Here is a 20,123-nt window from a genome sequence, read left to right as displayed (position 1 = left end):
AAAGAAATAAATTTCTTCCAGATTAAAAGGAAACAGATGAATAATAAAATTTTTTTGATGCTGCAACTGCAAAATCAGCTCAACGATGCAACCAATGGTGAAGAGTGGACAAAAGGCATAACAAAAAACGGCAAGTCTATTAACTGGAAACGCTGTATATATATGGAGTGCGCAGAGATGGTGGACAGTTTTGGCTGGAAGCATTGGAAAAGTATAGATGTCGAGCCTGACTGGCAAAATCACCAGATTGAAGTTATAGATGTCTGGCATTTTATTATGAGCCTGGCAATAGAAGAGTACAGTAAAAATTTAAAAGGCGGCATCGAAGATATAGCGATAGACATATCAGCTTTGAAAGCACTCAGTGGTATAGAATCCGATGCTGCAGCATTTGCATCGCAGGAGGATGTGATGCAGAAAATTGAAAATCTTATACGCATTGCTGTCTCAAAAGAGAGCATTGATTTAGAAGAGCTGGTATCAGAATTTTTTGATTTGGTCAGTATGAGCGGTCTGAATCTAGAGACGCTTTATCGTCTTTATGTAGGAAAAAACATACTTAACCAGTTCCGTCAGGATCACGGATACAAAGAGGGCAGTTATATAAAAATATGGAAGGGTGAAGAAGATAACGTTGTAATGAAAAGAATATGGGAAGAGCACGCTGATGTGACGCCTGATGAGCTGTATAAAAAACTTGAACAGGCCTATCCTGCAGAAAGTGAGAGCTGATTTTTGCAAAATACTGTTTTAGAGATAAAAAATCTAAGCTTTGGCTATACAAAGAAAAAACCCCTTTTTGAAAACTTTTCACTGCGTTTAAAACAGGGAGAGTTAAAGGCTATAGTCGGAGAGAGCGGAGCCGGTAAAAGTACACTTTTTGAACTTATACTTGGAAATCTCAAACCACAAAACGGTACGATTAAAGTCTCAAGGGTATCTGAAATTTTTCAAGACCCTTACAGTTCCTTTCATCCGAGCTATACATTATTACACCAAATAAAAGATGTGGCGTCCTTGGATAATCTCAACAGTTTGATGGAAAATATGAGTTTTGAGTATGATCTGCTTTTAAAACTGCCGCATGAACTCTCAGGCGGACAGCTTCAGCGTGCATCTATCATAAGAGCTATGCTTATGCAACCGCAACTTCTGTTACTGGATGAACCGACATCGGCACTTGATAATGTGATTCAGCTTGAAGTGATGAAAATGCTTATAAAAAATCTCGACTCAATGGGAATGCTTTTGATTACCCATGACATGGACTTGGCATCCTGGTGTGCAGATGAGGTTATCAGGATTTGAAAAAATGGTTGATAAGGTAGTATCCGCTTCCCGCCATAAATACTGTTCCAAAAACATTCAGTGCCATATTTAAAAGCCCAAGCGCGATACTTCCTCCCTCTAAAAGCAAAAAACTTTCAATGGCAAAAGTGGAATAGGTGGTCAATGCGCCTAAAATTCCTGTTGAGAGAAAAGATTTCATATGGGGTGTTAAAAAAGTTGAATACATGAAGTATGCCAAAAGAGCACCCATAATAAAACTTCCTATAAGGTTGACTCCAAGTGTACCAAAGGGGAGTTCATGTGGTACTCTGTGGGAAATCAGCCCATTAATGTAGGAGCGCAATACTGCTCCGATAAATCCGCCGCTACCTATTGCGAGTATTGTCTGCCAACTCATCATCATACACCTTTTGCATTTTTTGTCTTAGTCTGTTTAACCAGTCCGGATCATTTTTATCAGCGACAAAAGAGTCTAAAAAAACTACTTTTATATTTCGGGGAACATAATAAAAACGCTTCAAATCATAGCATTTTGCAGTCTCTACGAGAACTATTGGCTGCACTTTGAGTTTGTATTGATCTGCTATGACTTTGGCTCCTGATTTAAAAGGGAGCATTTTGCTGCCTTTTGAACGTGTGCCTTCGGGAAACATTGTAATGACTCTTTTCTTCTTCAGCCTGTCTTTGGCAGCACGAAGCAGTTTGATTAAAGATGTTTTGCTTTCTCTTTCTACTTCTATATCTTCCGGCATACTCATTGCCAAACCAAAAAACGGTACATCAAAAAGAGACTTTTTTGCAACCCATGTTATATCTTTATTTGTAACAGTCTCCAAAATACCGATATCCAAATCACTTTGGTGGTTTACTAAAAACATCTGTGCATCGGGATCCTCTTTTCCTTTGACTGTTGTAGAGAAAAATGTAGTGAGTCTGATAAACCATGCTACTGCTTTTCTTGCATAGGGACGAGGTAAAATCGGATATAAAATTATGGAAAAAGTCAGCCCTGTAAAGATAATGAACGTGGCATAAGCCCAACTAATATGAGCAAGTATCTTCATTTTTCACCCAGCCTATTTTATTGTTTTTCAGTTTTACTTTTATAAAGTTTCGCACCTGTCCTTCTTTTGTTAAATGGTATTGTGTTTGTGTTGTTTCAAATACAGTAGAGTTCTCTACCGGCAGCAGATAAAGAGGTGTTCCCTCTTTGATACATACTTTTTTCTGGGGTATTGCCAGATAAATTATGTAAATTAATGGTATGACAATAAAAATCAGATAGAAATATTTACGACGCACAAGAACTAAAATAAAACCTAGGAATGCCACAGCAGCTGCTGTATACATCTTGATTGTATCATGTGACTGGTCTCGCGGTCGCAAGTCACTTTGTGTGGTAACACTGTCATCATTGACTATAATCGGGATTGTGACTAAAGCATAATCATTTTTAAGCAAATTAAAATAGGAAAAAGAAAAATTTTCTATTTTTTTGTCAATAATAACAAAATATATAATCTTCCCTTCCTTATAATTACCGGAGATTGATTCAAGCCCCTGCTTGTATACATGTTTAAAACGGATTTCATTCAGATCAGCATTTTGTGCCGAGGCAACAAATATAACAATGTTGTGTGTATCGTCATAGACCGTTGTTTTATACTCTTGAATAGTAAAACTATTTGCTATGACATTGGAGAAGTTTTCCCCGGGATTGAGTGTAATTACATTAAGGTTTAGACCTTGTAGTGTTGTAGAGTTGTAATCATGGGGTGCCATTAAAAAAGCTTCAATATCGGGCAGTTTTGCCTGCTTTTGTGTTGCCTGCATATGGAAAGTATCAAAATAATACTTTCCTTTTTGCACTCTCTGGGGTGCTTCATCAAGGATTTTGACACCTTGATGATTTGAAAACTCATACAAAACATCATCAAAGTTTTTTACTGTTGAGAGTGTTTTGTATGTTACGGGAAATATTTCACCTTTAATAACTCTTGTCGGAATTTCATCATAGCTGAGATAAATCACTTTATTTGCAAAAAGTGATGTGATGAAAATGAGAGCAATTAAAAGTGCTTTGATCACGACGCTAAAAATCCTTCTAGCATTTTTATTCCGTCATCGCTTCCCAAGAGAGATTCCATAGCGCGTTCTGGATGTGGCATAAGGCCAAAAATATTCTTTTCTTTATTGCAAACACCTGCAATGCCGGCAACACTTCCGTTGGGATTTTGTATTTCGCCATTTGCATCGGTGTATTTGAGAAGAATCTGTCCATTAGATTCAAGCTCTGCCAAACCTTCATCATCAATATAGTAATTTCCATCATGGTGAGCAATTGGAATATTTACAATATCTCCAGTGTTTAGTTTTTCTAAAAACACATTGTCATTATTTTCTACTTTTAGGTAATGATGTTTTGAAATAAAGTGCAATCCTTCGTTACGCTTCAGTGCGCCGGGAAGAAGTCTCGCTTCTGTCAAAACCTGAAAACCGTTACAGATACCTAAAATTTTGCCGCCATTGTCTGCATACTCTTTTACCGCAGACATAACAGGGCTGAATTTCGCAATAGCGCCGCTTCTGAGATAATCACCATAGGAAAATCCTCCTGCTACTACAAGCAAATCGGTGTCTTCGGGTATTGTTGTAGATTTGTGCCATACTATCTGTGTCTGTGCACCAAGTTTTTCAAAAGCATACTGTGTATCATATTCACAGTTCGTTCCCGGAAATTGTAAAATAGAAACTTTCATTATACAAGCTCTATAGTATAGTCTTCAATTACGGTGTTTGCCAAAAGATCTTCACACATTTTTGTCACATCAGACATTGCTTTTTCTTTGTCTGTTTCATTCAGTTTGAGTATGATCTGTTTGCCTACACGAACATCTTCAACATTGCTAAATTGTAGAGAGTTAAGGGCATGGTGTACAGCTTTTCCCTGTGAGTCCAATACGCCTGCTTTTAAAAATACATTTACTATTGCTTTCATTTATTACTTTCCTAATATTCTGTTTAATACTTGCTCGTAAGCTACTGTAACGCCACCAAGTCCTTGACGGAATCTGTCTTTATCCATTTTTTCACCACTTTTCATATCCCAAAAACGGCAGTTGTCCGGTGAAATTTCATCAATGAGAATGATATTTCCCTCTTTGTCTTTTCCAAATTCAAGTTTAAAATCGACTAGATTTAAACCTTTTTGGGCAAAATAAGGCTTTAAAATATCATTTACCTGTCGAGCCATACGGCGAAGTTTGTCAAGCTCATCCTGAAAATCAACCAGTCCAAGAATCAGTGCATGCTGGTCATTGAGTTTAGGATCACCAAGCTCATCATTTTTGTAGTCAAACTCTACAAGAGTAAAAGGTAGAACTGTACCGTCTTCAATACCAAGATTACGAGTAAGACTTCCTGTTGCAATATTGCGAACAATGACCTCTATGAGAATAACATCAACTTTTTTATGAAGCATATGATTATCATCGAGCATTTTCACAAAATGGGTAGGAATACCATTTTTTTCTAAGAGTTTGAACAATTCTGTAGAAATTTTATTGTTCAGTGCTCCTTTTCCGACTTCGCTGGATTTTTTTTCGCCATTAAATGCTGTTAAGTCATCTTTAAATTCAGAAATGACTAAATTCTCATCTTCTGTCGCGTATAGTTTTTTTGCTTTACCTTCGTAAAGTAATTCTTTTTTTTCCACGTTTTTTATCCTTTCATTATTACAAGAGCTTTTATGATGTCAACGGCTTCTTTGAGTTGAATGTCTTTGTTGAGCATTTCTGGCGTAATTATATCTTTTTTATCTTTTTTATCTTCTTTAGTCTCTTCTTTTTTTCCGTCAACTTTTTCAAGTTCTTCTTGCAGGTGTTTTTTCAGGTCAGCTTCTTTTATGGCAAATTCGTTTTTATGTGTTTTAAGCTCACCTGGAGTAACGACTACGTCAGGCTTCACACCTACGGCTTGAATAGTTCTTCCACTTGGGAGATAGTATCTTGCTATTGTGAGTTTTATCGCTTCAGTTTTTGTAATAGGCAGGACAACCTGTACACTTCCTTTTCCAAAAGTATTTTCTCCTACGAGCACAGCGCGTTTGTGGTCTTGCAGTGCACCACTTACAATCTCACTGGCACTGGCACTTCCCCCATTGACTAAAACAACCAAAGGAACCTTTGTGAGAGTGTTTGACGCATGAGCGCTGTAGGTTTTGTTTTCAATTTTTCGTCTTCCTTTTTGGGAAACTATCACTCCGCTGTCGACAAAAGAGTCAACCAAACCTACTGCCTGGTCGAGTAATCCGCCGGGATTGTTTCTTAAGTCTAAAATAATACCCTTCGTGGAGGCTTTGCGTTTGTTTATCTCTTTCGTAACATCTTCTACAACTTTTTTGTCAAAACTGGCAACGCGTATGTATAAAATATCATTATTAATTACTTTTGCATGTACAGATTCTATTTTGATGATATCACGGACAATATGGATAGAAAGAGGCTTGAGTTCTCCCTCTCTGACTATCAGTAAATCAATAGGTTCTCCGACTTTTCCCCGCATAAGGGATACCGCTTCATCTATAGTCATGCCGATGGTTGACTTGTCATCAATTTTTAAAATTATATCACCTGCTTTAAGCCCTGCTTTGTCTGCCGGTGTTCCGTCAATAGGAGAGATAACTGTGAGTGCACCGTCTTTCATGCCAACAGTAATTCCCAGACCGCCAAATTCACCTTCTGTTTGTACTTTTAGGCGTTTGTAATCTTTTTCTGTCAGATAATTTGAATGGGCATCAAGATTTTTCATCATACCGTCAAGGGCTTTGTCTATAAGTTCTTCTATCGTCACATCATCAACATCATATTGTTGTACTATGCTGATGACTTTTGTGAATTTTTCCAAAGCCTGAAGTCTAGAAGCCTGTGCATCTTTTATGGAACTTTCTGCAAATAAAGAAGAAGAAAACATAAGCGCTATTGATGTCGCAACCGATGCAAACCCTAGAGTGATAAACTTTTTGTTTTTCATAATAAACCTACTGTTGATTTTTTAAAGAAGATATTATACCAACAGTTGATAAATGGAAAACTTTTATGCTAAATATGATAAAATCATTTTAAATTTGTATGGGATATCAAATGAAAAACATTGTACTGATAGGTTTCATGGGTGTAGGCAAAGGAAGCATAGCGCGTGAAGCGCTCAAATATTCTTCGTATATGACGATAGACACTGACGACATTATAGAAAGTATGGAAAACAGAAAAATTAAAAAGATATTTGAAGAAAACGGTGAAGAGTATTTTAGAAAACTGGAAAAACGGGTTGCAAAATGGCTGGAAACAAGTGTGCATGATACACTCATTTCTACAGGCGGCGGTTTTTATAAGCAGACTAATTTACAAAAAATAGGTACAATTGTTTTATTGGATTCTCCTTTTGATGCTATCATTAAACGATTAAAAGAACACCCCAATGCAAAAAGAAAGTTGAAAAAAAGACCGTTGCTTGCTGATTTGAAAAAAGCAAAAAAACTTTATGATGAACGACGACCTCAGTATCTGAAGTTGGCAGATATCATCATAGATGTGACTGAAAAATCAGCACAGGAATGTGCAAAAGAACTCTTAAAAAAGGTAAAAAAACATGGGTAAATTATTATTGGTACTGGCATTTGTACTTACAACATCTTTGATGGCTGATGAGATACACTGGGCAAAAGATTATCAAGAGGGGATGGCTCAGGCACAAAAAGAGCATAAGCCTGTGCTTTTTATTATTTCAAGTCACTCTTGTAAATATTGTCTGCTCCTTGATAAAACAACACTTAAAGATGAAAAAGTTGTGCAGAAGATAAATAAAAATTTTATTGCTGTACGTTCATGGACGGACAAAAGAGATTATATTCCGGCTGTCCTGGCACAAAATACTCCGGGGCTTCCGGGAATATGGTTTTTGTTACCAAACGGTGACCCCATGTTTCAGCCACTTTTAGGATATGCAAAAAAAGATGTGTTTTTACAGGCATTAGAGATAGTGCAAAAAGAATTTAATACAAACCAAAAGAGAGTGAAGAAGTAATGATATTTGTAAAATCGACTGATAATGATTTTGACGGAAAGTTTGAAGAGCTTTTAGCGCGCGGAAAGATGGATATTGCCCATGTAAGTGGCATAGTAGGTGATATTATCGAAGATATCAAAACAGATAAAAACCTGGCTTTGCGATCACATATCAGCAAGTTTGACAACTGGACACCAAAAAATGATGCAGACTTAAAAATAACGACAGCATCTATGCAAAAAGCCTATGAAAATATTGACAAAAAGCTTAAAGATGCCCTGCATCTTGCCTATGACAGAATAAAAGCATATCATGAAAAGCAAAAACCGAAATCATGGTTTGATACAGAAGCAAACGGAACGATTTTAGGACAGCAGGTGACTCCGGTTGAGAGCGCGGGGCTTTATATTCCCGGAGGAAAAGCAGCCTACCCTTCATCTTTGCTTATGAACGTTATTCCTGCTCAGGTTGCGGGTGTTGAAAACATTGTTATCTGTACGCCGACACCGGATAATGAACCAAATGAGCTTTTGCTCGCTGCCTGTCATCTTTGCGGTGTGCGTGAGGTCTACAAAGTGGGTGGAGCAAGTGCTATCGCGGCAATGGCGTATGGAACCGAGACAATTCCGAAAGTGGATGTTATTACAGGGCCTGGAAATATTTTTGTGGCAACGGCTAAAAAAATGGTTTTCGGCGAAGTCAATATTGACATGATAGCCGGGCCGAGTGAAATAGGTATTTTGGCAGATGAGAGTGCCAATGCCAACCATCTGGCTATAGATTTGCTTTCTCAGGCAGAACATGACGAAATGGCAAGTTCTATTTTGATTACACCTTCACAAAAACTGGCTGATGCTGTAAAAGACGAAATTGAAATATGGCTTACAAAACTTCCACGCCAAGAGATAGCCCGAAAATCTATAGAAGAAAGAGGCGCAATCATCGTGACAAAAGATATGGATGAAGCGGTTGATTTGATGAACAAAATAGCACCCGAACATCTTGAAGTCGCTACGATGAGCCCTTTTGAACTTTTGCCGTATATCAAGCATGCCGGAGCAATATTCTTGGGACACAACACACCTGAGGCTATAGGCGACTATGTTGCAGGACCAAACCACACGCTTCCTACGGGGGGTACAGCAAAATTTTATTCACCGCTTGGTGTTGAAAATTTTATGAAAAAAAGTTCTATTATTTCATTTAGTAAAAATGCTATCAATGAGATTGGAGAAGAGTGTGCTTTGATTGCAAATACAGAAGGATTAACCGCTCATGAACAGTCTGTTCGTGTTCGCCTAAAATAAATAAGCAGTCTGATTATAATATATTAGTTATAAAATTTTATTTTATAACTAATATAAATCTTTGAAATATTAATTTCCCCGATATACCCATACTGAAAAAATTATCAAAAATATATCACTCTTTTATTACTTCTTTAAGGTTCATGCGTTAATATATCTACAGTAAAAAAAGCCTGAAATGCCGTGCATAAGGGCTTCTTTTAGTGTTAATAAGTCGTAGTTATAAATCTTAAAAAAAGCCACTGAAGGCCAAAGGAGAATATATGCAATTAGGTTTCCTAGTTGATTTACACCTGTGTATGGGTTGTAAAGGTTGTGAGATCGCATGTAAAGTGGAGAATGAAGTTCCACTGAGTACATGGAGACTTCGTGTTAAATATGTAGATGTGGGAACTTTCCCTGAAACTAAGAGAACATTCACCCCTCTTAGATGTAATCATTGTGAAAATGCACCATGTGAAAGAATTTGTCCGGTATCGGCTCTTCACTATATTGACAATGGTATTGTAAACATTGACAAAGAGAGATGTATCGGCTGTGCCGGTTGTGTTATGGCCTGTCCGTACGGTGCAATATACATTGATCCTGAAACGCAGACTGCTGATAAGTGTACCTACTGTGCACACCGTATTGCATCGTCGATGATGCCGGCCTGTGTGGTTGCCTGTCCGGTAGAAGCAAATATTTTTGGTGATTTGGAAGATCCTGCATCAAATATTTCAAGATATATTCAAGATCACAGAGATGTACAGGTTCGTAAACCTGAAAAGGGAACAAATCCTCATCATTATTATGTCGGAGCAGGACAAGCGAGTCTTAATCCTCTTGCATCAAGAAGAGAAGAAGGGTATAACCTGTTTAACAATATTACAACACTTCCACTAGGGGGGCATCACTAATGGTACATGAAACTTTAGCAGCAACAAATGCTGTAGTAACTCTAGATGTTGCAATTCCTGATATATTCTGGGGTTGGTATGTAACAATGAATATGTGGGCAAAAAGTATCGGTACCGGTCTGGTATTTATGCTTTTTCTTTTATTGAAGAAAAATCCGAGTGAAATGAACGGACTGAGAACGCCTGTTATGATTACTTCTTTTATCTTTATGAATATTTTCCTGGTTTTCACATGGTTGGATCTGCACCAAATGTGGAGAATGTGGCATATATTCTTTTATCCTCACTGGACATCAGCAATTACAGTCGGTGCCTGGATGGCAACTCTGTTCGTAGGTTTAGAATTTGTTATGATTGCAGTAATGATAAGAAAAGAAAAATGTTTATTAACAAAGCAACCTACTGTGTTCTTTGATAAAACACTTTTTTGGGTGACGCTTTTAGCAATTCCTGTAACACTTTATACTGCCGGTATTATGGCTGAAGCAACAGCACGAGAATTATGGCAAATGCCGACAGAATCAGCACAAATGATTTTAGCAGCAACACTTTCCGGTTCTGCGGCAATTATCCTTCTCGGCGGCTCTAAATTAAGCGATGAGACAAAAAATTTCTTTGGAGCGATTTTAGGATTAAGTGCCTTAATGGCATTTATCATTTACATGTCAGAGTACATTTTCGGTGCTATGAAAGCTGAAGAAGTTGCAGCTATCTTAGGCTATGTTAAAGGCGATGGTGAGTATGCTACAATGTTCTGGATTGGACAGTGGGTTGCATATATCTTACCAATGATACTGGTTGCGCTTTCACGAGTGAGTAATAGTAGCAGTCTTTTAAACCTCGCAGCTATTTTGGCTATCGTAGGTCTGTGGGTAGTTAAACATGTTTGGCTAGTTATTCCACAATTATTACCAATGAGTTAAGGAGAAAGTATAAATGTATTTACAAAGTAGAAGAACATTTTTAAAAGGTGCTGCATTCAGCGTAGCTGGTGTAGCCATAGCTAAAGGGGTATTTGCAACAGATGCAATTGCCGAATCTGTTAGCCAAAGTAAGTTTACAAACACCCCTGATACAATTTCTTTTTATCCTGACCAATCAGAGTGGGACAATTTTGCGGAGCTTGACGGAGATGACTGGAAACGTGGCGGTATTGAGCGCCATGGTGTAAGAAGTGCTGAAAATCCTGACGGTATCCAGGTAAACAATTATACAATCGTTCCTACAGTTTGTTCAAACTGTGAAGCAGGTTGTGGTCTGACTGCATGGGTTAACAAAGATACTATGACGGTAAGAAAATATATGGGTAATCCGTTACATACAGGTTCTCGCGGTAGAAACTGTGCCAAAGGGTATGCTGTAACTTCTCAAATGTATGATCCGGATCGTATTCCGTTTCCTATTAAACGTGCGCCGGGTTCCAAGCGTGGTGAAGGAAAGTGGGTTCGTGTCACTTGGGATGAAGCGATGGCTGCCATTGGTAAGAAAATGCATGACACACTTGCAAAAGGTGATGAGATTTCTAAAAAATCTATCATGTATCATGTCGGTCGTCCAAATGAAAATGGTTTTGGTCCGCGTGTACCACAGTCTTTAGGGATTGACGGATACAATTCACATACAAATATCTGTTCAGCAGGAGCCCGTCAGGGAACTATCCAATGGGCGAATGATGACAGAAACTCACCAGACTGGGCAAATGCAGATCTGATATTTTTACAATCATCACATGCGGCAGATGCAGGTCACTATTTCCAGCAATCAGCAGGTTTGATTGCAGAAGCGCGTAAACGCGGTGCAAAAATGGTTGTTATTGACCCTAGAATGAGTAACTCTGCAGGTATGGCAGATTTATGGATTCCATGTTGGCCGGGAACAGAAGCTGCGCTTTACTTATACTTGACAAATCGTATTTTAAATGAAAAGAAAAAAGACGGTTCGGATATTGTCAATCATGAATTTGTAAAAGAGTGGGTTAACTGGGACAGACTGATGGCCAACAAAGATTATCTTCAAAAGATGATTGGTTATGGTTATATTTCGAAAATGCCAAAAGACGACAGTTACGAGTCTTTTATTGAAGTGGCAAAAGAGTTGTATGCTCCGTATACAAAAGAGTTTGTTGCAAAAGAGTGTAAACTTGAAGGCATGGAGTATAAGTTAGATGAACTGTGGGAAATGTTTGTACCTGCAGGAGCTAAAGTTGCTACATATTTATGGCGTGCAGGACCGATTGGTCACCGTGGTGGCTGGATGAATACACGTGCAGGTTTCCTGCCTCTTGTTTTTGTTGGCGCTATGCGTGGAGATATCGGTGGAGTGGGTATGCACCACTGGCATGAAATTTCAGTTGCAGGAAAAGGTGACAAAGCCACAGTTGCAGGGAAGCATCCTGAAAAAACTGATGCATGGAATGAAATTGCATGGCCGCCGGAGTATCCTATTTCAACATACGAAATGGGTTATATGATGCCACAAATCATGATGGATGACGCGTGGCATGAAAAATGGACAAAACGTGGGTTGAAGATTCCTAAGTCTATGGCTGTTTATATTCCAAGAATGCACAATCCTTTATGGATTAATCCGGATGGATTCAGATGGATAGAAGCACTCAAGCGTGAAGATAAGTTTGAATTGTCATTTAACCTGTCTCCTACCTGGTCTGAAACAAACTGGTACTGTGATTATGTACTGCCTGTTGGACTGGCGGGTGAAAGAAATGATCAACAGTCAACACCTTCAAAACCGGAACAGCGTATAGAGTTCCGTCAGGCTGTTCTTCGTGTAGCTGCTGAAAAATCAGGGTGGAAAGCAAAAAGACCGGAACGTGCTACACTTGAAGCACATATGAAATTTGGTCTGGGTGAAGTATGGGAAGAGAGTGAATTCTGGCCAAATCTAATCGTAGATTATGTAGATCCGGATGGTTCATTGGGAATCAGAAAATACTGGGCAAGTAAAAAAGATCCGTCTCGTGCGGTAACTGTTCCAGAGTATTTTGATGCGGCGATGAGTCTTTTACCGAAATTAAAAGCCGAAGCGACAAAACTGTATGCAAAAGAAGAGTTTCCTGTGTACAGCTATATGAGAGATCATGGTGCCTGGACAGAAAAAACTGATGTATATAAGCCTCAGGAAGAAGAACTTGAATTTGATGGAACATATTACCATGCACACGGTCATAAATATTCTAAAGACGAAGTAACTAAAGATGAGTTTGGTGCATTATGGGTAAAAGACGGTAATTTCAAAAAATCTATCGGTATTGAAACTGATGGAAAATTGCGTGAAGGCTTTCATTCATTAAGTAAAAAACTTGAGTTCTTCTCTGAGTGGCTGGCAGAAGAGTGGAAATGGCCGGAATATGCAATTCCAATCTACCCAAGAAATGATGCAGAGAGTGATAAAATGGTACACCTTGTAACACAGGTACACCACAAACACATGAAAGCGGATAATGAGTTTGCATTAAATACGATTTATCGTCTGCCATACAATATTCACACGCGTTCTGTGAACTCCAAACACTTGATGGAGATTTCACAAAACCATAATCCTGTCTGGATTTATACAAAAGATGCCGAAAAACTCGGTATTAAACGTGGTGATGCGATTAAGGTTCAAATTCAGGATACGCTTACGGGTATCAAAAGCGGTTATTTTATTGCAATGGCTGTACCAACTGAAGCAACACGTCCTGGTGTTCTTGCATGTTCACACCATGCCGGTCGTTGGAAACTCAAAGACTCTGTAGCTATTCCAGGTTTTGAGCACCAGTTAGGCATTATGAGCTTAGGTTCTCCTAAGTATGAAATGACTGATGACGGAAAAGTCGGAACAATGAAACCGACTGAGGGTATCAAACCACATGAGGCATGGCAGTTTAAAGAGTACAATAAAGATCTTGATAATATCTGGTGGGATGGTCTCAGTGGTGCATGGCAGAATGCTGTAGCGCCTTGTCATCCGGATCCTATTGCAGGAAATCATGGCTGGCACCAAAAAGTTATCATCACCAAAGCAGGTGCTGATGACAAGATAGGTGATATTAAAGTTAACTATGAAAACAACTTTAAAGTCTATCAGGCATGGAGAGATCAATTGACTCGTCCGTTGACTGCGGCAGACAAACTACGCCGTCCATATCATATTAAACGTCCGGTAAAACCAAGCCAGAAGGCTTACGAGTTCAATATTAAAGACGTTTAACAACAAAGTTAAAGCCCACTTCAAGTGTGGCTTTACTATACTTCTGTTATAAGAAAATTTCCAAAAGGCACATTTTTAATGAATAATGATTTAAAACAAGAGCAGACTGCAAGAATAAATTTGTATGCACTTATCTCAAGAATTATGATGAGTGAAATTGATGAAGGGCTATTAAAATCAATAGAAGAAGACGAAAATATGCTCTCTTTTTTTCCAACATTCAAAGAATGGAAAAAAAGAAAAGAGCTTGATTCAAAAGATTTGATAGAAAGATATTTGAATGTTGATTTTACTAACCTTTTCCTACTGCATCTTATTCCGTATGAATCGTTTTACACGAGAGATGACCAGATGCTTGAAACAGGTGGAGACAACCCTGTACAAGCTATTTTTAATGCTTTTGAATTTAATGTACAGCTTGACAAGGCACGTGTTATGGCGGCAGATCATATAGCGATTGAGCTGGAATTTATGTATGAACTCTGCAGAGCAGAGCTAAAGGCACTTGAAGAGGGTAATTCCAAAGTGGCACAGGAGATTGCACAAATTCAGTACGGTTTTATGCGAGACCATATTTTAGAGTGGGCACCAATGTATTTGCTCAATGTGAAAAGTGAGGCAGGCACAGCTTTTTATTTTGATGCGGCTGATTTGGCTTTGGAGTTCCTTATGAGTGACTTTGAATACCTCACAGAATTAAAAAACAGCGGATACAATCACCAAGCATGAGCCTTTTAACTTTAGATGTCAGCAAATGTGTGCATACTTCAAACAAGTTTGCAATATGTGACAAATGTGTAACTGCATGCCCTGTCCAAACAATTCATCTGGAAAACTCTACAATCTCCTTCACACCGAGTGAATGTGTAGGCTGTGGAGGCTGTGATGCGGTTTGCCCTACTGCGGCATATACACTGGATGATTTTAACCCAATGAATTATATTTTCCAGTTTTTGGAAGATGAAAAGAGTGTGCTTACATGTAAAGATGAAAATTTTCCCTGTATAGCCTCATTGAGTGTTGAAGAGTTGTTGAGTCTTGCATTGATATCTGCAGAAAAAATCACTCTGGATGTGGGACCCTGTGGCGAGTGTGAAATAGCAAAAACAAATCTTGCTGTTATAAACAACAGAGCAGAGGAGGTGAATTTCCTGCTTGAAGCGATGCAACAGGAAAAAAGCCTGAGTGTTGCAGCATTGAATTTTGAAATAAAAAAAGAAAGTGATACTTTAAGCCGGCGCAAACTGCTCTCAAAAGAGGGTGTTAAAACTGCAATATCTATCAAACAGCAACTGCAAAATGAAGTTGATGCGAGTGATACGAACGTAAAGAGACATACAGTTACAGCAAAAGATATCATGAAAATAAAAGAGAAGACTATACCGGACAGGCGAAGCCTGCTGCTTATGGCTATGAAGCGTGCCAAAGTGCCCGAAATGTATCATACGATTTCGGTAGAGGACATCTCATTTATTTCACAAAAGGATCTGGATGAGATTACATGTACCAATTGTCAGATGTGTTATAGAATCTGTCCAACCGGTGCTCTAAGCTCAGATCACAGAGGCAGTAAAATTGATTTTAATCCGCTTGCCTGTGTACAGTGTCACAGCTGTCATGATGTTTGTGAACCAAATTCTTTAACGCTGAGAAAAACATTTTCGCTCAGCACTTTTTTTGAACCGAAAATTGAGACTTTGGTGCGTTTTGACATTAAAAGATGTGATGAATGCGGGAACTTTTTTGCCTATCAGGGTGGAGAGAAAATCTGTAACAGATGCCGGATTGAAGAAGAAGAAGCAAAAGAACTATGGGGGATACAATGAGTGAAAGAATGGCAGAAGTCGAGACAATGAATGCGGATGACGGGATTAAAAAAGAGACAAAACTCTTTGGGCTTATTGCTGAACATGCCAGTCCAAACAGACTGTTTGTTTTACTCAACAAAGAGATAAAAGCAAATAATGCCGATGCCATGATGATACCGATGAATATACGTGAAGATGACTTTTATTATACACTTTCAAATATGAAAAAATCCCATGTCAACGGAGCATATATAGCAAAGGAATACCAGGAGAGTGCAGTAGAACTGTTGGACGAAGCAGATGAATTTGTACAGGTGTATAACAAGTGTGATTTTGTTCTAAGAGACGGTGAGCGACTGATTGGAACGTATCTTGAGAAAAACAATACATTGCTTGGCGAAGCTTTAGCAAAAGAAATATTTGAAAAATATATAAGATAGGAAGATAATAATGGATATAAAAGATTTAAATGAATTAAGAAACGAATTTGAAATGATGCAAAAACAGGCAATGCAGGCTGCCTGTGATGACGGAAGTTGCGCAGAAGATGAATATGAAGACTATCCAGACTATTTAAAGGCCATTTATGCAGAGATTATGCCTCCGGCAAAAAGCGGTATCTATTTTTCAAGATGGGATTTAAAACGCATAGCTGCTGAACTGGGAGAATCTTTTGCAATAGATGTTCGTGAGAGAATGTTTAAAAATTTTATGCAGTGGATTGCTACACCCGAAGATATGCTTGCTGTTGTGGATCAGTTTAAAAAGCATATGGATATGAAATGTACTTTATACAATGAGTATGTGCAAAATTACCCGGCAATGAAAGAGATTTTTGAACCAAAAATTCAAAAGGCAGAAAAAGCAAAAAAATATCTTGATAAAGTCTATATCGAGTTTTTTACCTAAGTTTTTTGAGTATCTCTTTTTTTATTTTGCTGAGATTAAGGGGATGCTTCTGATGAATATTTTCTTCAAGATTCGCAATATATTCATCCATTCCCTTGCCCGGATACTGCATAATTAAAAGCAACAGCAGTTCTTTGGCTGTTTTAGCTTCTTTAATATCTTCAAATTCTTCCTTTTGTTTTTTTGAAAAAAAGTTTTTTTGAGTGAACTTTGCAGTAAGAAATCCGCTTAAAAAGAGCAGTATGTATATGAAAAAAGTTTTAATCTGCGTAAAATTTATCCAGGTTTCTTTTTTTGGTGCATTTGTTTTGTCTAACAAGAGTGCAGGATCGATTTTTTTTACTTTGACTTTATATGCTTTTGTGTGGAGGGTGTAATAGCTGTTTTTGCGAGGGGAATAAACTTCTAACGCAAAAGAGGGGATTGTAAAATCATCTGCTGCGCTGAGGGCATATATATACTCTGTATTGATAATATACCCATTTTCCGTAAGCCTGGAAAGTTTGTCTTTTCTTTTTGAAAATATGCTTACATTTTCAATCTGTGTTTTGAGGATATTCAACGCTGTTTCTTTGTAACCGGTACCGGAGAGTATATAATGCAGATTGACAATCCCGTACTGCTCAATTTCATTGGTGTCAATTGCAGAGCTGATTTTAAAGTCTCCTACCAGGTCAACATGTTTTTTAAATTTTTCCACCTTGAGTGTTAAAGGTTTGAGTGCTATTTTTGTATCATAGGTGCTGATGGCTATACTGTCATCATGATCATCCACGTAACTTTGCTTGACAGCTTTGTCACTGGCGGTACGAATAATAAAATCAAAATTTATATGAAGTGTTTTTGCCTTGAGGGGAAAAAGAACAAACTTAAAGGTTGTCTTCGTGTTGTGGTAGCCTTTGTCCTGTATACTTTTTTGTAAAAGTTTTACTTCATAGTCAGGGCTTTTTTGCACATTAAAGGAAAAGAACATATGATCAGTGTGGTTTTTTTGCTCCGCCTCAAAGGTAATGAGGAGAGGTTCTTTGATATGGACACTTTTTTTATTGGTTGTAAGTTTGTAGGTTGCCAACTGGCCTGCACCAAAAAGTGAGACGGCAAAAAGTATAAAAAGCAAAAATATCTTACCAAGGGTGTTTTTCATTTGTATATCCTTTGTTTATTAGTTCATAAGCTCTGTATCCCAGCTTGTATTTTGATTTGTTTTTCTTCTTTACATGGAGAAGATTTTGGTTCTCCCTTTTCTTTTTGCTGTTTTTTCCACTGCCACTGCTTTTTTGAGAAGCTTTTTGCTGAGAATTTGATGCACTGCTTTGATTTGTATTTTTTTTCTGTGTCTGTTTCTGTTTTGGCTGCTCTTTTTGCTGTTTGCTGTTTTTTGGAAGCATCTGTGCGAGTTTTTTTTCATCCTGCAGGCCTAGTTTGTATAAAAGCATAAGATTGTCAAAAGTATCTTTGTCGAATCCAAGCGCCAATGATTTTTGATAATATTGCTTAGCTCTGCTGTATTTTTTTAAGGCAACTGCACAGTTTCCGAGATTGTAAAAAATGTTTTGTTTGAGCTTTGGATTAGGAGAGTGAATCTGTGAAAAAAGGGCAACAGCTTTTTTGTAGTTTTTTGCTTTGCAATACGCGACCGCACTGTTGTAGTAGCTCTCTACGGAGGGAGAGAGTTTGAGAAACTCCTGTGCAGCTGCTGTATAGTTCTTTTGTTGATATGCCTCTTTTGCTTTCTTGTAATGATAAAAATCAAACAGTGATGCAGCATGAACCGGATAAGGTATGAAGAGCAGAGGCAGAAAAACAAAAAGTTGGTGTAGTTTTGTCACAGAAAGAAAAAAACTCAATATTGCCATAGAAAGAGGAAAAACAAAAAGTTCTTGATAGCTGAGTACTTTTGTTTTTGATTGTACGGCAGTGTCCTGTTTTTGAAGATCATTTATGATTGCTTGTGTAATATCTGTATCTGTACTGTTTAATGTATAATATTTTCCCCCGCACTCCTGTGCCAATGGTTTTAAAAGAGGGTTTGTCTTTGAGATGACCAGGTTCTCGTTATTGTCCAAAATAGCTTTGTTGTTCTTTTTCAGTGTGGTCCCTTTTGTTGAACCTGTTGCAACGATATAGGGAATGATGGTGTTTTTTTTACATATATCAACGAGGCTGGCAAGATCTTTGTCCTCGCCCCCGTCAGTGAAAATAATGAGATTTTTTTGTTTATAGGAGGTCTTGGCAATACTTTGAAACAAAGAGAGCAGGGAGGTTCCTTTGGTTAATATATATTTTGGCTCCAAAGAATTGAGGGCCATCATACTGATGGTACTGTCTGTTGTCGGCGGTGATATGAGCATGGCATTGGAGGTGAAGGCAAAAATACTGAACCGATCCTGATTCAGTTGTCTAAGCAAAGAGGCAATATTTTTTTTTGCCACTTCATAACGTGTTGGCTTCAGATCATCCGCCTGCATTGAAAAAGATGCATCAAGGGCTATTATATAATCCTGTGCATCAAATTTTTGCTCGATCGGTTTGTTTATAATGACCGGTCGGCTGAGTGCGAAGAGCATAAATAACAGAGAAAGGTAGAGCAGGTTCTTTTGCCGTTTTGTCTTTTGCTGTGTTTCTTTTATATCATTCTTATAGTAAAAATAGAGTGGAATCACAAAAGAAAGAACCCAGGGATACAAAAGTGTCATAAAACTTCCTTTTTCTGTTTTGCAATGAGATACAGCAGCAGGAGCAATGCCAAAGTAAGCGGATAGATAAAGAGGTTTTGTTTATGAAGATAATGTTTTGACCGAATGGCACTTGGTTCGAGTTTGTCAATTTCCTGATAAACCTCTTGCAGCATCTTGACATCTTTAGCCGCAAACATTTTTGCACTTGTATTTTTTGCTATGAGTTTGAGAAGATTGGCATCAAAAGAAGAGGTGTCTCCTATCCCTATGGTATAAATTTTCACATGTTGTTTTTTTGCTCTTTGTACTGCTTCTTTTACAGAAACAGCACCACTGTTCTGATAGCCGTCTGTCACTAGAATAATCACTTTTTCTTTTGCTTTGCCTTTTTTGAGTATTTTAAGAGCTGTCGCCAGTCCTTCTCCAATAGCGGTGCTTTCTCCTGCAATGCCCACATCAAAAAAATCCAGTAAAAATGCAACACTCTTCATGTCATAGCTCAAAGGAATGGCAGGGTAGGCATAGCTTCCAAATATTGCTACACCGACATTGTCATTGTAACGTTTGGATATAAATGACGCTAAGAGCTCTTTGAGTGCATCAAATTTTCTTTTTTGCGAATTGTCCGGATCAAAACCGCTTTGTGCCATGGAACCGCTGGTATCAAGAGCAAAAACCAAATCTCTTCCTTTTCGCTTTGAAGAACTTTTTTGGTCATATATAATCGGTGAGGCAAGTGCAAAAATCATAGAAGAGAGAATCAGAGAATAGAGCAGTTTTTCCTTGTTGATGAAAGAGGTTTTTTTTGAAAAGAGATGTATGTGCGGGAAAATAATTTTTTTGAGCGTAAGCGGACATTTGTATATGCAGATTACCAAAAGTAAAAGGATGAAAACATAAGGATATTCAAAGGTAAAATTATTCAATTTATCACTACTTTTTGATACAATTATA

The 20,123-nt window shown here is 38.0% G+C and carries 22 protein-coding genes; 12 read left to right on the top strand and 10 right to left on the bottom strand.

Going from position 1 to position 20,123, the window contains the following annotated elements:
• Nucleotides 1-36 precede the first annotated feature (36 nt).
• A complete protein-coding gene (locus FJR45_RS09375) occupies nt 37-732 on the top strand; it encodes a dUTP diphosphatase (protein ID WP_193150297.1) in 696 nt (231 codons plus the stop codon).
• A gap of 3 nt (nt 733-735) precedes the next feature.
• Entirely contained in the window at nt 736-1,308 is a 573-nt protein-coding gene (locus FJR45_RS09370; protein ID WP_193150296.1) for an ATP-binding cassette domain-containing protein, read from the top strand.
• Here the strand turns inward: FJR45_RS09370 and crcB are convergent.
• From crcB to FJR45_RS09335, 7 genes are read right to left on the bottom strand one after another with little or no spacing between them, the layout of a single operon-like run.
• Nucleotides 1,298-1,687, bottom strand: a complete 390-nt coding sequence (gene crcB, locus FJR45_RS09365; protein WP_151899813.1) for a fluoride efflux transporter CrcB — start codon at nt 1,685-1,687, stop codon at nt 1,298-1,300. The genes FJR45_RS09370 and crcB overlap by 11 nt on opposite strands.
• On the bottom strand, nt 1,656-2,354 hold the full coding sequence (locus FJR45_RS09360; protein WP_193150295.1) for a lysophospholipid acyltransferase family protein: 699 nt from the start codon (nt 2,352-2,354) through the stop codon (nt 1,656-1,658). The genes crcB and FJR45_RS09360 overlap by 32 nt, the downstream gene beginning before the upstream one ends.
• Nucleotides 2,332-3,378 carry a hypothetical protein gene (locus FJR45_RS09355; protein ID WP_193150294.1) on the bottom strand — a complete coding sequence of 349 codons (1,047 nt, stop codon included), beginning with the start codon at nt 3,376-3,378 and terminating at the stop codon, nt 2,332-2,334. The genes FJR45_RS09360 and FJR45_RS09355 overlap by 23 nt, the downstream gene beginning before the upstream one ends.
• Nucleotides 3,375-4,049 carry a phosphoribosylformylglycinamidine synthase I gene (gene purQ, locus FJR45_RS09350; protein ID WP_193150293.1) on the bottom strand — a complete coding sequence of 225 codons (675 nt, stop codon included), beginning with the start codon at nt 4,047-4,049 and terminating at the stop codon, nt 3,375-3,377. The genes FJR45_RS09355 and purQ overlap by 4 nt, the downstream gene beginning before the upstream one ends.
• The gene (gene purS / locus FJR45_RS09345; RefSeq protein ID WP_193150292.1) at nt 4,049-4,288 is read right to left on the bottom strand and encodes a phosphoribosylformylglycinamidine synthase subunit PurS; all 240 of its coding nucleotides are present in this window, start codon (nt 4,286-4,288) and stop codon (nt 4,049-4,051) included. Before purS ends, purQ begins: the two co-directional genes overlap by 1 nt.
• Nucleotides 4,289-4,291: 3 nt before the next feature.
• On the bottom strand, nt 4,292-5,005 hold the full coding sequence (gene purC, locus FJR45_RS09340; protein ID WP_193150291.1) for a phosphoribosylaminoimidazolesuccinocarboxamide synthase: 714 nt from the start codon (nt 5,003-5,005) through the stop codon (nt 4,292-4,294).
• A gap of 5 nt (nt 5,006-5,010) precedes the next feature.
• On the bottom strand, nt 5,011-6,321 hold the full coding sequence (locus tag FJR45_RS09335; protein ID WP_193150290.1) for a S41 family peptidase: 1,311 nt from the start codon (nt 6,319-6,321) through the stop codon (nt 5,011-5,013).
• Between the two features lie 110 nt (nt 6,322-6,431).
• Between FJR45_RS09335 and FJR45_RS09330 the strand changes: the two genes are divergently transcribed.
• The 10 genes from FJR45_RS09330 to FJR45_RS09285 all read left to right on the top strand — a co-directional run bounded on the left by FJR45_RS09330 (nt 6,432) and on the right by FJR45_RS09285 (nt 16,491).
• Complete coding sequence (locus tag FJR45_RS09330; protein ID WP_193150289.1) at nt 6,432-6,947, top strand: shikimate kinase; 516 nt, start codon at nt 6,432-6,434, stop codon at nt 6,945-6,947.
• Nucleotides 6,940-7,374 carry a thioredoxin family protein gene (locus FJR45_RS09325; protein WP_193150288.1) on the top strand — a complete coding sequence of 145 codons (435 nt, stop codon included), beginning with the start codon at nt 6,940-6,942 and terminating at the stop codon, nt 7,372-7,374. Before FJR45_RS09330 ends, FJR45_RS09325 begins: the two co-directional genes overlap by 8 nt.
• Nucleotides 7,374-8,663: a histidinol dehydrogenase gene (hisD, locus tag FJR45_RS09320; RefSeq protein ID WP_193150287.1), complete on the top strand. Its 1,290-nt coding sequence runs from the start codon at nt 7,374-7,376 to the stop codon at nt 8,661-8,663. Before FJR45_RS09325 ends, hisD begins: the two co-directional genes overlap by 1 nt.
• Before the next feature lie 263 nt (nt 8,664-8,926).
• Nucleotides 8,927-9,562: a 4Fe-4S dicluster domain-containing protein gene (locus FJR45_RS09315; protein ID WP_193150286.1), complete on the top strand. Its 636-nt coding sequence runs from the start codon at nt 8,927-8,929 to the stop codon at nt 9,560-9,562.
• Nucleotides 9,562-10,485 (top strand): NrfD/PsrC family molybdoenzyme membrane anchor subunit, encoded by a 924-nt coding sequence (gene nrfD, locus FJR45_RS09310; protein WP_193150285.1) that lies wholly within the window; start codon nt 9,562-9,564, stop codon nt 10,483-10,485. Before FJR45_RS09315 ends, nrfD begins: the two co-directional genes overlap by 1 nt.
• A 13-nt stretch (nt 10,486-10,498) precedes the next feature.
• Entirely contained in the window at nt 10,499-13,774 is a 3,276-nt protein-coding gene (locus FJR45_RS09305; protein WP_193150284.1) for a molybdopterin-dependent oxidoreductase, read from the top strand.
• Nucleotides 13,775-13,852: 78 nt separating this feature from the next.
• On the top strand, nt 13,853-14,503 hold the full coding sequence (locus FJR45_RS09300) for a TorD/DmsD family molecular chaperone (RefSeq protein ID WP_193150283.1): 651 nt from the start codon (nt 13,853-13,855) through the stop codon (nt 14,501-14,503).
• Nucleotides 14,500-15,600, top strand: a complete 1,101-nt coding sequence (locus FJR45_RS09295; protein ID WP_193150282.1) for a 4Fe-4S dicluster domain-containing protein — start codon at nt 14,500-14,502, stop codon at nt 15,598-15,600. Before FJR45_RS09300 ends, FJR45_RS09295 begins: the two co-directional genes overlap by 4 nt.
• Nucleotides 15,597-16,022, top strand: a complete 426-nt coding sequence (locus FJR45_RS09290) for a hypothetical protein (protein WP_193150281.1) — start codon at nt 15,597-15,599, stop codon at nt 16,020-16,022. The genes FJR45_RS09295 and FJR45_RS09290 overlap by 4 nt, the downstream gene beginning before the upstream one ends.
• 10 nt (nt 16,023-16,032) lie before the next feature.
• On the top strand, nt 16,033-16,491 hold the full coding sequence (locus FJR45_RS09285; protein ID WP_193150280.1) for a hypothetical protein: 459 nt from the start codon (nt 16,033-16,035) through the stop codon (nt 16,489-16,491).
• Here FJR45_RS09285 and FJR45_RS09280 read toward each other — a convergent pair.
• Genes FJR45_RS09280 through FJR45_RS09270 form a run of 3 tightly spaced genes read right to left on the bottom strand, consistent with a single transcriptional unit; the run spans nt 16,484 to nt 20,095 of the window.
• Entirely contained in the window at nt 16,484-17,635 is a 1,152-nt protein-coding gene (locus FJR45_RS09280; RefSeq protein ID WP_193150279.1) for a BatD family protein, read from the bottom strand. The genes FJR45_RS09285 and FJR45_RS09280 overlap by 8 nt on opposite strands.
• Nucleotides 17,616-19,187, bottom strand: coding sequence for a vWA domain-containing protein (locus FJR45_RS09275; protein ID WP_193150278.1), 1,572 nt, complete (start codon nt 19,185-19,187; stop codon nt 17,616-17,618). Before FJR45_RS09275 ends, FJR45_RS09280 begins: the two co-directional genes overlap by 20 nt.
• On the bottom strand, nt 19,184-20,095 hold the full coding sequence (locus FJR45_RS09270; protein ID WP_193150277.1) for a VWA domain-containing protein: 912 nt from the start codon (nt 20,093-20,095) through the stop codon (nt 19,184-19,186). Before FJR45_RS09270 ends, FJR45_RS09275 begins: the two co-directional genes overlap by 4 nt.
• Between the last annotated feature and the right edge of the window lie 28 nt (nt 20,096-20,123).

The sequence above is a fragment of the Sulfurimonas sediminis genome (assembly GCF_014905115.1).
In the GTDB taxonomy this organism is placed as follows: domain Bacteria; phylum Campylobacterota; class Campylobacteria; order Campylobacterales; family Sulfurimonadaceae; genus Sulfurimonas; species Sulfurimonas sediminis.
This window is presented reverse-complemented; position numbering and strand designations above follow the sequence as displayed.